Source organism: uncultured Clostridium sp., from assembly GCF_934754915.1.
Classification (GTDB): Bacteria; Bacillota; Clostridia; order Clostridiales; family Clostridiaceae; genus Clostridium.
Genome location: NZ_CAKVKB010000033.1, coordinates 1 through 16,608, shown reverse-complemented (window position 1 = coordinate 16,608; position 16,608 = coordinate 1). Strand labels below are relative to the sequence as shown.

Annotated in this window: 11 protein-coding genes; all 11 read left to right on the top strand. The window is 31.1% G+C overall.

Going from position 1 to position 16,608, the window contains the following annotated elements:
• Positions 1–4 precede the first annotated feature (4 nt).
• The 11 genes from uca to Q0F58_RS07390 all read left to right on the top strand — a co-directional run bounded on the left by uca (position 5) and on the right by Q0F58_RS07390 (position 16,477).
• Positions 5–3,592, top strand: a complete 3,588-nt coding sequence (gene uca / locus Q0F58_RS07440) for an urea carboxylase (RefSeq protein ID WP_294374450.1) — start codon at positions 5–7, stop codon at positions 3,590–3,592.
• A 16-nt stretch (positions 3,593–3,608) separates the two neighbouring features.
• Positions 3,609–5,336: an allophanate hydrolase gene (locus tag Q0F58_RS07435; RefSeq protein WP_294374446.1), complete on the top strand. Its 1,728-nt coding sequence runs from the start codon at positions 3,609–3,611 to the stop codon at positions 5,334–5,336.
• Positions 5,337–5,360: 24 nt separating this feature from the next.
• Entirely contained in the window at positions 5,361–5,687 is a 327-nt protein-coding gene (locus Q0F58_RS07430) for a P-II family nitrogen regulator (protein ID WP_294374443.1), read from the top strand.
• 18 nt (positions 5,688–5,705) lie between these two features.
• On the top strand, positions 5,706–6,047 hold the full coding sequence (locus Q0F58_RS07425) for a P-II family nitrogen regulator (protein WP_294374442.1): 342 nt from the start codon (positions 5,706–5,708) through the stop codon (positions 6,045–6,047).
• Positions 6,048–6,106: 59 nt separating this feature from the next.
• Positions 6,107–7,126, top strand: a complete 1,020-nt coding sequence (locus tag Q0F58_RS07420) for an ABC transporter substrate-binding protein (protein WP_294374439.1) — start codon at positions 6,107–6,109, stop codon at positions 7,124–7,126.
• Positions 7,119–7,907 carry an ABC transporter permease gene (locus tag Q0F58_RS07415; protein WP_294374435.1) on the top strand — a complete coding sequence of 263 codons (789 nt, stop codon included), beginning with the start codon at positions 7,119–7,121 and terminating at the stop codon, positions 7,905–7,907. The genes Q0F58_RS07420 and Q0F58_RS07415 overlap by 8 nt, the downstream gene beginning before the upstream one ends.
• A 1-nt stretch (position 7,908) precedes the next feature.
• A complete protein-coding gene (locus Q0F58_RS07410; RefSeq protein ID WP_294374433.1) occupies positions 7,909–8,739 on the top strand; it encodes an ABC transporter ATP-binding protein in 831 nt (276 codons plus the stop codon).
• Positions 8,740–9,452: 713 nt separating this feature from the next.
• Entirely contained in the window at positions 9,453–10,730 is a 1,278-nt protein-coding gene (gene guaD / locus Q0F58_RS07405; protein ID WP_294374430.1) for a guanine deaminase, read from the top strand.
• A 95-nt stretch (positions 10,731–10,825) separates the two neighbouring features.
• Positions 10,826–12,838 (top strand): carbohydrate-binding domain-containing protein, encoded by a 2,013-nt coding sequence (locus Q0F58_RS07400; RefSeq protein ID WP_294374427.1) that lies wholly within the window; start codon positions 10,826–10,828, stop codon positions 12,836–12,838.
• A 273-nt stretch (positions 12,839–13,111) separates the two neighbouring features.
• Positions 13,112–15,760: a DEAD/DEAH box helicase gene (locus Q0F58_RS07395; RefSeq protein WP_294374424.1), complete on the top strand. Its 2,649-nt coding sequence runs from the start codon at positions 13,112–13,114 to the stop codon at positions 15,758–15,760.
• Complete coding sequence (locus Q0F58_RS07390) at positions 15,761–16,477, top strand: hypothetical protein (RefSeq protein WP_294374419.1); 717 nt, start codon at positions 15,761–15,763, stop codon at positions 16,475–16,477.
• The last annotated feature ends 131 nt before the right edge of the window (positions 16,478–16,608 follow it).

Below are 16,608 nucleotides of genomic sequence, written 5' to 3'. Positions count from 1 at the left end.
AGATATGTTTAAGAAAGTATTAATTGCCAATCGTGGGGCAATAGCTGTAAGAATAGAAAGAACTTTAAAGAAAATGGGAATAAAAAGTGTTGCGGTTTATTCAAAAGCTGATCAGGACAGCCTTCATGTTGAAAATGCAGATGAGACAGTTTTTTTAGGAGAGGGAAGTGCAAAAGAAACTTATCTTGATACTAAGAAAATATTAGATGCAGCAATTAAAACTCATGCAGAAGCCATTCATCCTGGTTATGGTTTTTTAAGTGAAAATACTGATTTTGCAAGAGAATGTGAAAAAAGTGGAATCAAATTTATAGGACCAACTCCTGAACAGATTGAATTATTTGGATTGAAGCATTCTGCAAGAGAAATAGCACAAAGAGCAGGTGTACCATTATTACCAGGTACAGGGCTTTTAAATAATTTAGAAGAAGCAGTTTCTGAAGCTGGTAAAATAGGTTATCCAATAATTTTAAAAAGTACAGCTGGTGGTGGCGGAATTGGAATGAGAATATGTAATTCCGAGGAAGAATTAAGAGCTGCATATGAAGCAGTAATCCATTTAGCTGAAGCAAACTTTAATAATTCAGGTGTATTTCTTGAAAAATATGTAGCTGTATCAAGACACGTTGAAGTTCAGATATTTGGTAATGAGTATGGTGAAGCTGTATCACTTGCAGAAAGAGATTGTTCAGTACAAAGAAGAAATCAAAAGGTTGTAGAAGAAAGTCCTGCACCTAATGTTCCAGATGAAGTAAGACAAAAAATGTATAAGGCAGCTGAAAATTTAGCAAGAGAAGCTGGATATAGAAGCGCAGGTACAGTTGAATTTTTATATGATGAAAAAGCACAGGAATTCTATTTCCTTGAAGTTAATACAAGACTTCAGGTTGAACATGGAATCACAGAAGAAGTTTTAAAACTGGATTTAGTTGAATGGATGGTAAAAGAAGCAGCAGGTGAGTTAAAAAATATTAAAGAACTTGTAAATAAACCAGAAGGCCATTCAATAGAAGTCAGAGTTTACGCTGAAGACTGTTTAAATGGATTCAGGCCAAGTACAGGAAAAATAGATGAAGTTATTTTTGATGAAACTGCAAGAATTGAAACATGGATAAGAAAAGGAATTGAAGTTACTTCATTATATGATCCTATGCTTGCAAAGCTGATAGTTCATGGAAAAGACAGAGAAGATGCAATAAATAAAATGAAAAATGTTCTTGAAAAATCAAGAGTTTATGGAATAACAACAAATATGCAGTATTTAAGTGCATTATTAAATACTGAAGAATATAACAAAGGGAAATTATTTACTGGAATGTTAAATGATTTCTATCCTGAAGAATTTGCTCTTGAAGTTTTAGATGGAGGAGTACAGACAACAGTTCAAGATTATCCAGGTATGATTGGATACTGGTTTGTAGGAGTTCCACCTTGTGGTCCTATGGATAACTATAGTTTTAGAATAGGTAATAGTCTTTTAGGTAATAAGGAAGATGCAGCTGGACTTGAACTTACACTTAGAGGCGGTTCTTATAAATTCAGAACAGCAATGAGCTTTTGTATTACAGGTGCAGATATGCAGGCTACATTGGATGATGAACCAGTAGAAATGTATAGAGTTGTTTGTGCTATGCCAGGACAGGTTCTCAAATTTAAAACATGTAAACAAGGAATGAGAACTTATCTTTTAATTGCAGGTGGATTTGACATGCCTAAGATAATGGGAAGCAGTTCAACATTTATTGATGGTAAATTTGGCGGACATGGAGGAAGAACTCTAAGAGCAGGAGATGTTTTAAGAGTACATAAAAATTGTTTAATTGATTCTATTGAATCTTTACCAGATAAGTATAAACCACAGATTGAAAATGAATGGACAATAGGTGTTATACCAGGTCCACAGCCTACAAGTGAGTATTTAAAGCCGGAATATTTAAAAACTTTAACAGATTCAGAATATGAAGTCAACTTTAACAGTGCAAGAACAGGTATACGTCTTAATGGGCCAGTGCCACAATGGGTAAGAGAAGATGGTGGTGAAGCAGGTCTTCATCCATCTAATATACATGATAATGCTTATGCTGTAGGAGCTATTGATTTAACAGGAGATCAATCTATATTATTAGGACCAGATGGACCAAGCCTTGGAGGATTTGTATGTCCAGTAACAACTGCAAAGGGTGAACTTTGGAAGCTTGGTCAGCTTCATCCTGGAGATAAAGTTCATTTTCAACTTTTAACTTTAGAAGAGGCAAAAGAAATAAGAGAGACTGTTGAAGGAAATTTAAAATCTGATTATAAGATAGTAAAACTTCCTCCAATAAACCCTGATATAGATGCAGATTATGCAATACTTGAAAATGAAGAAGTACAAGGTACAGAAATAAAAATAAGACTTAATGGTGAAGAAAATATTCTTGTTGAATATGGTGAAATGGAACTTAACATAGAATTAAGGTTCAGAGTACATGTTCTTATGCAGGAACTTGAAAAGAAGAATCTTCCTATAATTGATTTGACACCAGGAATAAGATCTATACAGATACATTTTGATGTAAATAAGATTAGTGCAAGAGAAATGGCACAGGTTGTCATTAACTTAAACAGGGAGTTGCCAGAGCTTAAGGATATAACAGTTCCATCAAGAATAATAAAGCTTCCATTATCATGGGATGATCCTCAGACTCAGCTTGCTGCAAAGAGATATCAGCAGACTGTAAGACCTGATGCACCATGGTGTCCAAGTAATCCTGAATTTATAAGAAGAATAAATGGCTTAGATAGTATTGACGATGTAATGAATATAGTGTTTAAAGCTGATTATTTAGTACTTGGACTTGGAGATGTTTATCTTGGTGCTCCAGTTGCTACTCCAATTGATCCTAGACATAGAATGGTTACAACAAAATATAATCCAGCAAGACCATGGACTCCAGAAAATGCTGTAGGTATAGGTGGTGCATACTTATGCGTTTATGGTATGGAGGGTCCTGGAGGCTATCAGTTTGTAGGTAGAACAATTCAAATGTGGAATCCGCTTAGAGAAACAAAGAGTTTTAAGAAAGGAAAACCATGGCTTTTAAATTTCTTTGACAGACTTCAATTTTATCCTGTAAGTGCAGATGAAATACTTAAGCTTAGAGAAGATTTCTTAAGGGGTAAATTTGAAGTAGAAATAGAAGAAACAACATTCAATTTAGGTGAATATGAAAAATTCCTTGATGAAAATAAAGAAAGCATTAAGAAATTTAAAGATCATCAAGAAGCTTCATTTGAAGCAGAAAGACAAAGATGGAAAGAAAATGGACTAGATGAATTTGTATCTGAAACAGAAGAGGCACCAGCTATAGCTGAAGAAGATATACCGGATGGATGTGAAGCAGCAAGAACTAATATACCCGGAAGTGTATGGAAGGTACTTGTTAAAGAAGGAGATAAAGTAGAAAAGGGACAGGATATGATGGTGCTTGAAAGTATGAAGATGGAATTCCCTCTTACTGCTGAAGTAAGTGGAACAATTGAAAAAATATACATTAAGGCTGGAGATCAGGTTAATGCAGGACATTTAGCAGCAAGCATTAGAATTGGCTAAGAAAGGGGTAGTAAGAGTGAAATATTTTCCACAAAAATTAACAATTACATGGATAAAAAACAGTTATAAATCTAAAGAGCTTACTGTAGAAGAGCTTATAAATGAGATTATAAGAAGAAGTGAGGCTAATAAAGAAAAAAATGTATGGATTACAGCACCTTCAATGGAATTAATAAAACCATATTTAGATAAATTAAAGGATAAAAAAATAGAGAAATGTCCTTTATGGGGAATTCCATTTGCAATAAAAGACAATATAGATCTTAAAAATATAGAAACTACAGCAGCATGTAAGGAATATGGATATGTTCCAAAGGAAAGTGCATTTGTAGTGAAAAGACTTATTGAAGCAGGTGCCATTCCAGTTGGTAAGACAAATCTTGATCAGTTTGCAACAGGTCTTGTTGGAACAAGAAGTCCTTATGGTGAAGTGCATAATTCACTAAACCCTGAATTGATAAGTGGTGGGTCAAGCTCAGGATCATCTGTTTCAGTGGGCCTTGGTGAAGCAGCATTTTCACTTGGAACTGATACAGCAGGTTCAGGAAGAGTTCCTGCTGCCCTAAATTGTTTAGTCGGATATAAACCAGCACTTGGAGCATGGTCAACAGGAGGAGTTGTTCCGGCATGTGCAAGCCTTGATTGTGTTACAGTATTTGCAAACAATATTGAAGATGCAGAATTAGTAAATGATGCAGCTAGAGGTTTTGATAAGGACTGCTGCTGGTCAAAGGAATTTGAGCCAATAAATAAGAAACTTCCAAAGAAGATATGTTTAGCAAAAGAAGGAGTAGAATTTTATGGCCCATATAAAGATGTATATGAGAAAAAATGGAAAAATGCAGTTTCAAGAATAAAAAATCTTGGAATAGAAGTTGAGTATATTGATTATACAATGTTTAAAAAAGCGGCTTCAATTTTATATGATGGTCCATGGGTTGCAGAAAGATGGAAGGATCTTGGAGGATTTGTTAAAGAAAATCCTGATAAGATATTTCCTGTAACTAAGATAATATTAGAATCTGGTGATAATAAAGAACACACTGCAGCAAAAGTATTTGAAGCAATGCATGAACTTCAAAAATATAGAAGCATAGCAGCTCAGATATTAAAAGATTCAGTACTTATTATGCCAACAGCTGGGGGCACATATTCAAGAGAAGAAGTAAGAAATAATCCAATAGAAACAAATTCTAATATGGGTAAATATACAAATCACTGCAATCTTCTAAATATGAGTGCAATTGCAATACCAGAAAATTCTAGGGATAAAGAAATACCTTTTGGAATAACTATTTTTGGTCTTGCAGAAGATGAAGGAGTTGTATTAAAGACAGCAGAAAAATTCCTAGAAAGTGAAAGTACAACACTTGCTGTATGTGGACTTCATATGAAGGGTATGGAACTTGAGAACCAGCTTGTAGAACTTAATGGCCAATTTAAAGAAACAACAGAAACTAAAGCTTGCTACAAGATGATAAAGCTCAATATTAAACCTGAGAAACCAGGACTTGTTCGTGTAAATAATGGTGGAAAATCTTTTGAAATAGATTTGTATGATATTCCAACTGAAAATTTGGGAAGATTCTTATTAAATGTAAAATCTCCTTTAGGAATAGGAAATATTGAGCTAAAGGATGGAAGAATAGTAAAGGGATTTATCTGTGAAAGTTATGTTGAAAGTGAAGCAGAGGATATATCAAATTATTCAAGTTTTAAGGAATATAAAAGAAATAACAAATAATTAATGTAAAGGTGGCAGATATATATGAAAATGATAAAAGCAATAATAAGACCGGAAAAAGCAGAAGATGTATTAGAAGCATTAATGGAAAAAGGTTTTAATGCGGCAACAAGAATGGCTGTTCTTGGAAAAGGAAAACAAAAGGGATTAAAAGTTGGAGAAGTTTATTATGATGAAATTCCTAAAGAACTTATTATGATTGTAGTTGAAGATAAAGATGTAAAGGTAGTAACTAACCTCATTATTACAACAGCTAAAACAGATAAAAATGGAACTTATGGAGATGGAAAGATTTTTATAGCTGATGTAGAAAAATCAATTACTGTAAGTTCAGGCGCTGAAGAATTATAAAAGAAAGAGGTGGTATTAGTGAAGGAGCTTATAATGTTTGTAAGACCTAAAATGTATTTTGTAACAAAGAAAGCATTGAATGCTGCTGGTTTTCACTCAATGACAGTAAAAGATGTTATAGGAAGAGGGAAAACTCCTATACATTATGATTTAGATAAGAATGATTCTGCACAAAGTAGATTAGTAGCTAAAAAGATGATAGATATGTATGTAAGATCAGAGGATGTACAACAAGTTATTGATGTTGTTATTGAAGCCAATAAAACTAATCATGCAGGTGATGGAAAGATATTTATTCTTCCAGTAAATGAGGTTATTAGAATAAGAACAGAGCAGACTGGCAAAGATGCTCTTGTGTAATTATGACAGACTTAAATTTTAAGTCTTAAATATATCCTGTAGAAGCAAGAGGAAAAAGTATGAAGAGAAAATTATCATTAATATTAAGTGTAATATTTATAATATCAATGTGCTGCTTAAGTCTGACAGGGTGTACAGCAAAAAGCAAGCAGGTTAAGGGTACAAAAGAAAATCCATTTATTTTAGGAATAAGTCCTATGGCAGGATGGTACGCATGGTATGGAATACAAGATTCAGGAATATTTGAAGACAATGGCGTCTGTGTAAAAATTGAATTTTTCCCTGTATATAGTGATTCACTTACAGCATTTTATTCAAGAAGAGTTGATGGCATATGTATAGCAGGATCTGATACTATAGCTCCATATAATGAAGGTGTTGATTTAAAAACTGTACTTGTTACAGATACGTCATATGGTGCAGATGGTCTTGTTGTTAAAGACGGAATAAATAGCATTGAAGATTTAAAAGGAAAGACGGTTGCAACTGAAATAGGTACTTTAGAGCATATGTTCCTTTTGAAGACATTAGAGAAATATGGAATGACAATTGATGATATTAATTTTGTGAATATGACAATAAATGATGCAGGACCTGCATTTATTGCTGGAAGTGTAGATGCAGCAGTTCTTTGGGAGCCTACACTTTCCATGGCTGTAAATGGAGGAGGAAAACTTTTATATAGTTCGAGAGAAACTCCAGGGCTTATTCCTGATACATTTGCAGTTTCACAAAGAGTAATGGACAGTAGTAGTGAATATGTTCAGAAAATTATAAATTCATGGTTTGATGGAACAAAATTAATTAATGCGCGAGACGATAAATTTATCGAAGAAGTAGCAAATGATGCCGAATTAAGCAAAGAAGAATATTTAAATATGCTTGATGGAGTAACAATTTATGATAAAAAAATGAATGAAGGTATATTTACAGATGGAAGTGATTATAATCATCTGATTTATACATTAAATGATACAGCAGAATTTTTATTGAATGTTGAGATGATTGATAGGCTGCCTGATGATTTAAACAATGTTTTAGATGACAGATATATAAAAGGAGGCAAAGAGGATGATTAGTATAAAAATAAGGCGTCAGATTGACAAAAAGAAATATACATTATATGCAGTATTAACTTTTTTAGTTATTATAGCATTATGGACAATTGTAAGCAGCCTTGAACTTATAGATACAATATTTTTACCAACACCTTTAAGTGTTTTAAAATATGCATTTAAAACAGCTAAAGAAGGTATATTGTGGGCTAACATGGGCATAAGCATTTATAGAATAACATTTGGATTTGTACTTGCAGTTATTTTAGGAGTACCTATAGGAATACTTGCTGGCACATTTAAACCTATTGAGGCTGTAGTAAGACCTGTTTCAGAATTTATAAGATATATGCCAGTACCAGCATTTGTTCCATTAATAATGGTATGGGTAGGTATAGGAGAAAGTGCAAAGATTACAGTCATATTTATAGGTACATTTTTTCAGCTTGTACTTATGGTAGCAGATGATGCAAAATCAGTATCTGATGATCTTATTTTTGCAAGTTATACATTAGGAGCAGATACAAAGATGGCAATAATGAAAGTACTTATTCCTGCAATGATGCCAAGACTTATGGAAACACTTAGAATGATGATAGGATGGGCATGGACATATCTTGTAAGTGCAGAACTAGTTGCAGCAAGTTCTGGTCTTGGGTACAGTATTTTAAAAGCGCAGAGATTCGTAAAGACAGATGCAATATTTAGCGGAATTATAATAATAGGACTTTTAGGTCTTATAATAGATAGAATATTTGCATATATAAATAAGAAACTATTCCACTGGGCAGAGGGAGGCATGTAGTATGTTTGGATTAAAAAATAAAAAAGAAAAATTAGAAGATATAAATTCGCACATAGAAGCTGACCTTGCTAACAGTAAAATACATGTAAAAAATGTTTCAAAGATTTATCATTCAATAAAAGGTGATACCCTTGCAATGGACAATATAAGTCTTAACATTCTTGAAAATGAATTTGTATGTATTGTAGGTCCTTCAGGATGTGGTAAATCAACACTTTTAAAAATGATATGTGGACTTGATGAAGTAACAAGTGGCAGCATTGTAATTCACGATAAAGAAATAATAGGACCAGGACCTGACAGAGGAATGGTGTTTCAGTCATATACATTATTTCCATGGATGACAGTTGAGGAAAATATAAGATTTGGATTAAAAATAAAAAAGATGCCTAAAGAAGAACAGGATAAAATTGTTGATAAGTATTTAAAGGTAATAAAACTTGAGAAGTTTAGAAATAGTTATCCAAAAGAATTATCAGGAGGAATGAAACAGAGGGTTGCAATAGCAAGAGCACTTGCAAATAGTCCAGAAGTATTACTTATGGATGAACCATTTGGAGCACTTGATCCACAGACAAAGGCAGATATGCAGCTTTTAATGCGGGAAATATGGCAGGTTGAGAAACCAACTATAGTTTTTGTAACACACGATATTGATGAAGCTGTGTTCCTTGCAACTAAAATTGATGTATTGACATCAAGACCAGGCAGATTAAAAAAAGAAATTCAAGTATATCTTCCATACAATAGAACTCTTGAACTTAAAAATACTGAAGAGTTTGTTAAAATAAAAGCTGATGTTCAATCATTAATTAATAATAATGTGAATTGATTAGAATGCTTCAGCTAATGGTATTTTTAGAAGGAAGTAATCTTTAAGAATATGACTTTCAATTAAAGGTAGTTATATTTTCTATGGATATTTTTACAAAAGATTTGTACAGCTAATTATTGAAAAGATTATATATATTCCAATTAACAATGAAAGATGAATTTTTTACAAGATTTTTTTAATTATTTATGTAGTTTTATTATTAGAGTATATATTGCTTATAAATAAAAAATGTATTAAAAGAAGCTATATTTCTGAGAGTTTTATGAAGTATAGCTTTTTTTTTGAATATTCATTTAGCTGATTAATGATTATAATATATTGAATTGATAATGAATGAAAAATCTATGCAGGATTTTTTTGATATTTTTATGTATATCATATAAATTTTAAATATAAATTTAATCTTGAAACATATATAATATAATTGTGGATATTTCATAATTATAATTTTATATGATTTGGCTCAAGATATAGTATCTATATTCATTTGAAATATATTATATGTTGAGTTAAATTTTGTGTTTATGACAATATGAAAAATCCTCAATTAACAATAAATGAAGAAATATAGGCAAGATTTTTTTGATTATTATGAAGTTATATTACTTAGAACATGAATATTAAAATTTTTAATTAAATATAAGTGTAAAGTGTGGCTGAATAAACAATTATAAAATGTGATAAAAATATTCATAAGAAGGACTGATATTATGGAAAATATGAAAAAAGAAATATTAATAATTAAAGGAAACATAGTTTTTACAGAGGAAAGCAGCAGGTTTAGTATTTTTGAAAAATCATACATAATAGTAAGTGATGGATATGTTGAAGGTATATATAAAGAGATACCTAAAGAGTATGAAAATATAGAAGTACAGGATTATGGTGATAATATTATAATACCAGGTTTTGTAGATCTTCATGTACATGCTCCTCAGTATTCTTTATGTGGTCTGGGATATGATAAGACACTTCTTCAATGGTTGAATAATTATACATTTAAGGAAGAAGCAAAATTTAAAGATGTATCTTATGCAGAAAAAGTGTACAAAGATTTTGTACAGGATTTATATGATAATGGGACAACTCGTTCAGTTATTTTTGGAACAATACATAGAAAATCTACAGAAATCCTTATGGATTTACTAAATGAAAAAGGACTTTCTGCATATGTTGGAAAAGTAAATATGGATATAAATTCACCAGATTATTTAATGGAATCAGAAGAGGAATCTGTTGAAGAGACAGAAAAATGGATTGGTGAATATAAGGACAAATATAAAAATGTCAAGCCTATAATAACACCACGTTTTGTACCAAGCTGTAGCAGTAAACTTTTAAAAGAACTTGGAAGGGTTGCACATGAGAATAATCTTCCAGTACAATCTCATTTGAGTGAAAATGTTTCTGAGATTCAATGGGTAAAAGAACTTCATCCAGAATCAAAAAGTTATGGACATGTTTATGACATGTATGGACTTTTTGGACAGACAAAAACTGTTATGGCACACTGTATACATTTAAGTGAAGATGAATTAGAGAGAATTAAAAAGAATGAAGTATTTATTGCTCATTGTCCAAATTCAAATGTCAATATTTCAAGCGGTATTGCGTTTATAAACAGGTTAATGAGTGAGAACTATAATGTAGGTCTTGGATCAGACCTTGCTGGTGGTGAAAAGATAAGTATGCTTTCAAATATTGCAGATACAATAAAGCTGTCTAAAATAAGGACAATGGACTATAAAGATGGAAGCAGGCCTTTAACAAGTTCAGAAGGATTTTATCTAGCAACAAAAGGAGGCGGAAAATTTTTCGGCAAAGTAGGAAGCTTTGAAAAGGGATATGAATTTGATGCACTTGTAATTGATGATAAAAATCTATGGAAATATTATGATGGAACAATAGAAGAAAGAATGGAGAAACTTATTTATCTTGGAGATTCAAATAATATTGTAGCAAGATACTGTTTTGGAAAAGAAATATAAAAAATCCATTAAGGTAATGTTAAGCTTGGAATGATACAATGAATTCATTCAAAGGAAAAGAATGATATTTAAATTTGTATTAATGGAGGAATCATATGAAAAAGAGATTTATCAAGTTATTGACATTACTGATTTTGTCACTGCCTCTTGTTGGATGTTCAGGCAGCAGATCACAAGTTAAAGTAACTGCTTCATCTAATGGAACAGAAAAGATAGATAAAATAGATGGATATATAGAGCTTGGAGATACTATTGATTTAAAGGGAGTTACTACAGGAATATCAGTTTCAGATAATATCATAACAATTCAATGTGGAGGAACTTATTGTATTTCAGGAACCTTAAATGAAGGGCAGATTGTTGTAGATGCAAAAGACAGTAATGTAAATCTTGTTTTAAATGGAGTTGATATTACATGCAGCAATAGTTCACCTGTTTTAGTAAAAGAAGCAGACAAAACTGTAATTGCTTTAGCTGATGGATCAGAAAATGTTCTAAATGACGGAGAAAATTATATATATGAAGATGAGAATACTGATAAGCCGGATTCAGCAATATACAGCAAAGATTATATAACTTTTATAGGAAGCAGCGGATCTCTTACTGTTAATGGAAATTATAATGATGGAATTAAAGGTAAAGATGATCTTGTTATAGAAGGCGGAAATATAACTGTTAACTCAGTTAATGATGGAATAACAGGAAAGGACTCATTATTAGTTACAGATGGAAATATTACAGTTGATGCAGGAAAAGATGGGTTAAAATCATCAAATGAAACTGATGAAGGAAAGGGAAACATCAAAATTGATGGAGGAAATATAAATATTGTATCAGATGGAGATGGTATTCAGGGAATAAATAATGTAGAAGTTAATGATGGAGAAATAAATATTGTTACAAATGGAGGAAGTGAAAATGCGCCAGAAAAAAAAGAAGCTCCTCCAGGAGGTGAAATGATGGATGGAGGTCCAAGACCATCAAATGAAAATCAAAATGAGATGCCTGAAAATAATCAGCCTGAACCACCAGAAGGTTTTTCAGATGAAAAAAGAGAAGCTTTAAATGACCAGATGAGAAAAGAGCAGGGACCACCTGATATGGAAAATCAGGATATCTATCAAGGTGAAATGCCAGGAAATGAACAAGATGATTCTAAAAGTGAAGATACAGAGATTTCTAATAGTGCAAAAGCTATAAAAAGTGATGTGAATCTTGTTATAAATGGAGGAAATATAACAATAGATTCTTATGATGATGGAATTCATTCTAATGATGCAGTGATAGTAAATGGAGGAACAATTAATATAGCATCAGGAGATGATGGAATTCATGCAGACAACACTCTTGATATTAATGAAGGGAATATAGAAGTTTCAAAATCTTATGAAGGAATAGAAAGTCAGGTTATAAATATTAATGGAGGAAATATATATGTAACTTCTAGTGATGATGGTATAAATGCCAGTGGAGGAAGCGAAGAATCTTCTAAGGAAGGACCAGGAGAAAATAATTCTGATGATTCAGTATCATCCATGATAAACATAAATGGAGGATATATATATGTCAATGCTTCAGGAGATGGTCTTGATGCAAATGGATCAATTTATATGAAAGATGGGTTTGTTATAGTAAATGGACCTACAGATAATGGCAATGGTGCTCTTGACTATGATAATGAATTTAATATAAGTGGTGGAACATTGATATCAGCAGGAAGCAGTGGAATGCTTCAGGCTACAAGTGAATCTTCAAGTCAGAATACATTAAAAATAGTTATGAATTCATTAGAAGGTGGGAATATAATAAGAATAGAAAGTGAAGATGGAAAAGAATTATTGACATTTGCTCCATCAAAGAAATTTTCTTCTTTAGTTGTATCATCTCCAGAAATAAATACAGGAACTACTTATAAAGTTTATATAGGAGGTACATGTACAGGAGAGATTAAAGACGGAGTGTATGAAGATGGAGATTATGAAAATGGCACTGAAATTGGAAGTGGAATAGTAGAATCTTCTATAACCAGTATAAATGAAGAAGGTGTAAGCTTAAATACAATGAGAGGTCCAGGTGGAATGAGAGATAGAGGAAAAGATTTTAACTAAACTTAAACAGAATTTTTATAATAAAGAATAGATGTAAAGTAAGAAGCATGTTCTGTAATATGAATAATGCTTCTTATTATTATACATGTATATATTCTAATTAACAATGTACAATTGACAATGAAAGTTGAAATCTTTGCAAGATTTCTTTAATTATTATGTAGTTTTATTATTATGTAGTTTTATTATTAAAACATATAATGATATAATCTATTATAATTTAATAAATAATTAGATTGAAATAAAAAAATAGTAATATAGAAAATTAGGTGAATGCTTTTGAAAGAATTAATGGCAGTTTTTAATGAAAATAGTTTCATATTAGATTACGAAGAAAATAAGAAGTTAAAATTAAAAGAAGGAGAGCTGGAAAAACAGAGAGAAATTTATGAAAATTTTAAAGAAGACAAATATAAAGCTTTATTTAATATGGGTTTTTCAGAAAAAGACTATTATATGTCTCCCTCTTTGGAATTCTTATATTTTTTATCAAGTAAATTTATAGATGGAATTTCAAAAAAATCAGATATTGAGTTTACAAGGGAGGAAACTGAATTACAGTTTTCTTTTGAAGATATAGATGAGATAAAGCAGAGGATTCCTTTTGCAATTGGAAGTGAATTTATAAATGACGAGTGGATAATAAACAACTCTAAATATATAAATGAAGAATTTAAAAAGGAAATAAAAGAATATAAAGGAACTGTAAAAGATTTTATACATGGAAAAAATACTAATATTAATGTGGCAGAGCGTGTATTCTTTCATCTTGTGGAAAATAAGAATGATATGGAATATCCATTTGCATTTATGGCTACATATTCAACAAAGGTTAATGATAAAAAAGTTAAACATGTTCCACTTAAAAATGCATTAATCGAATATAAGAATGATAAAAAGAAGCTTTTAGAATTACTTTCAATAATAAGCAGGTGTGCAGATAAAAGTGACTTTATATCATCTATTATGGAAAGCGGAGAACTCTTTTCACCATTAAAATTATCAAAAGAAGAGGCATACATAGTACTGAAAGAAACTCCTTTATATAGGGAATGTGGAATCATGTGCAGAATTCCTGATTGGTGGAGAAAAAAGCACAATTCTTTAAAAATTTCTATAAATATAGGTGAAAAAGAACCAGCAGCATTTGGTTATGATACTCTTATATCATATAGTCCAGAACTGTATTATGGTGAGGATAAGCTTACAAAAGAAGAAATTGAAAGACTTCTTAAGGAAAGCGAAGGACTTATTCTCTTAAAAGGAAATTGGGTGGAAATTGACAAGGAAAAACTAAAAGCAACTCTTGAAGCTTATGAAAAAGCAGAAGAATTATCTGAAAAAGAAGGAATTACTGTTTTTGAGGCTATGAGAATGCAGCTGAATACGGAAGAAAAGTTTGGTATTGACAAGGAAATTGTAAATATTGAGGTTACGAATGGTGAATGGTTTAAAACTATGAAGGAAAAAATGATGAATCCTGATATTATAAAATGTGAAAAAGTAATGGGCAATTTTAAAGCAGAATTGAGACCTTATCAGAAAACAGGATTTTCATGGCTTTCCTATATGTATCAGCTTGGTTTTGGAGCATGTCTTGCAGATGATATGGGATTAGGAAAAACTGTTCAGATAATAGCATTCCTTGAAAATATGCGAGCAAACGGAATTAAAAAAGTGCTTTTAGTAATACCTGCGTCATTAATAAATAACTGGAGCAGGGAAGTAGAAAAATTTGCACCTGACATGAAAATTTCTTTGCTTCATGGAAAATCCATAGAAATAGATGAAAGCACTGAAGAAACTTCGTTTTTACATATAACTACATATGGAATGATTTCTAAAATAGATATTATTAAAAATATTGAATGGGATATATTGATTTTAGATGAAGCACAGGCAATTAAGAATCCATCAACTAAACAGACTAAATCTGTAAAGGAAATAAAAGCAAAGTTTAAAATTGCAATGACAGGTACACCTATTGAAAATAGAATCTCAGATTTATGGTCTTTATTTGATTTCCTTGATGCGGGACTTCTAGGGAGTGCAAAAGAATTCACTAAATTCTGCAAAAATATTTCAAAACAGAGCAGCAATTATCTGAAATTAAGAAATATAATAAATCCATTTATATTAAGAAGGCTGAAAACAGATAAAAGCATAATCAATGATCTTCCAGAAAAAATAGAAAAGAAGGAATATATATCATTAAGTAAAAAACAGATAGTTTTATACAATAAGTTAATAAAGGATTTGAAGAAAAGTATCAGAGAAGTTGATGGAATAGGAAGAAAAGGACTTATAATATCGAGTATTATGAAGTTTAAGCAGATATGTAATCATCCTGATCAATATTTGGGTGGAGCAGAATTTAAACTAGAGGATAGTGGGAAATTCATAAAGTTAAAGGAAATAAGTGAAAGCATTTATGAAAAGAGAGAAAAAGTTATTATATTCACTCAGTTTAAAGAGATGACAGAACCTTTAGCTGATTTTTTAGAAAATATTTTCAATAAAAGAGGTCTGGTACTTCATGGAGGAACATCTGTCAAAAAGAGAGGAGAAATTATAGAACGTTTCAATAGTGATGAATATGTACCTTATATGGTTCTTTCATTAAAAGCTGGAGGTGTAGGATTGAATCTTACAAGTGCAAATCATGTAATACATTTTGATAGATGGTGGAATCCAGCAGTTGAAAACCAGGCTACAGATAGAGCGTTTCGTATAGGACAGAAAAAGAATGTTATAGTATATAAGTTTATAACATCTGACACAATAGAAGAAAAAGTGGATAACATGATAGAAGAAAAACAGAGTCTGGCTAAAGATCTTGTTTCTTCATCAGAAGAGAAATGGATAACTGAAATGAGTAATGATGAAATTATGGAATTATTTAGTTTGAGGTGTGAAAAATAAATGAGTTTTTATAGGTATTACCAATATGAAACAACAGAAGATAAGAAAGAAAAGGCAGAAAAATCTTTAAAGAAATTAAGAAAGAAAAATCCTAATATATCTCCTGTAATTATAAAGGGCAACAAAATAGCTCAAAGCTGGTGGGGCTCAGCCTGGAATAAAAATCTTGAGAAGTATGCAGATTTAAAAAATAGAATGGGAAGAGGAAAAAATTATGTAAAGAATGGACTTGTGCTTGATCTTCAAATAAAAACTGGAGAAATAGATGGAATTGTTCAGGGAAGTGGTTCAAATTATTATGAAGTCAATATAAAGATTGATAAACTGAAAAAAAGCAAGTGGAAAAATATTATGGAATTTTGTAATCATAAAATCGATACTCTTGAAACACTGATTGAAGGAAAATTTCCTAAAGAGTTTCAAGAAATTTTTAATAAATCTGAATATGGACTATTTCCACATCCTAAAGAAATCCATTTTAAGTGTAACTGTCCAGATTCAGCAAGAGTATGTAAACATGTTGCTGCAGTTTTATATGGAACAGGTGCACGAATAGATGAAGATCCATTACTGTTTTTTAAATTAAGAGATGTTGATTTTCAGGATCTTTTAAAAAAATCTATAGAAGAAAAAATGAATAGTATGCTCAAGAATGCAGGGAAAAAAAGTAAACGTGTTATTGATGACAACGAGATTGAAGATTTGTTTGGTTTATAGCTTATTTTTGTTTTGAATTGTGAGAAAATAATTTAACAGAAACTGGATGTTGATATTATTTTACTATGATAGTGCATTTTCGCTTGAATAATTTTACAGTTGGATATCAAAATAGATATTTATGCTATTTT

What these genes read in the sequence shown, in the direction of transcription:
- uca (WP_294374450.1), top strand. Translation starts at nt 5, where the DNA reads ATGTTTAAGAAAGTATTAATTGCCAATCGTGGGGCAATAGCTGTAAGA.
- Q0F58_RS07430 (WP_294374443.1), top strand. Translation starts at nt 5,361, where the DNA reads ATGAAAATGATAAAAGCAATAATAAGACCGGAAAAAGCAGAAGATGTA.
- Q0F58_RS07420 (WP_294374439.1), top strand. Translation starts at nt 6,107, where the DNA reads ATGAAGAGAAAATTATCATTAATATTAAGTGTAATATTTATAATATCA.
- Q0F58_RS07415 (WP_294374435.1), top strand. Translation starts at nt 7,119, where the DNA reads ATGATTAGTATAAAAATAAGGCGTCAGATTGACAAAAAGAAATATACA.
- Q0F58_RS07410 (WP_294374433.1), top strand. Translation starts at nt 7,909, where the DNA reads ATGTTTGGATTAAAAAATAAAAAAGAAAAATTAGAAGATATAAATTCG.
- guaD (WP_294374430.1), top strand. Translation starts at nt 9,453, where the DNA reads ATGGAAAATATGAAAAAAGAAATATTAATAATTAAAGGAAACATAGTT.
- Q0F58_RS07400 (WP_294374427.1), top strand. Translation starts at nt 10,826, where the DNA reads ATGAAAAAGAGATTTATCAAGTTATTGACATTACTGATTTTGTCACTG.
- Q0F58_RS07395 (WP_294374424.1), top strand. Translation starts at nt 13,112, where the DNA reads ATGCTTTTGAAAGAATTAATGGCAGTTTTTAATGAAAATAGTTTCATA.
- Q0F58_RS07390 (WP_294374419.1), top strand. Translation starts at nt 15,761, where the DNA reads ATGAGTTTTTATAGGTATTACCAATATGAAACAACAGAAGATAAGAAA.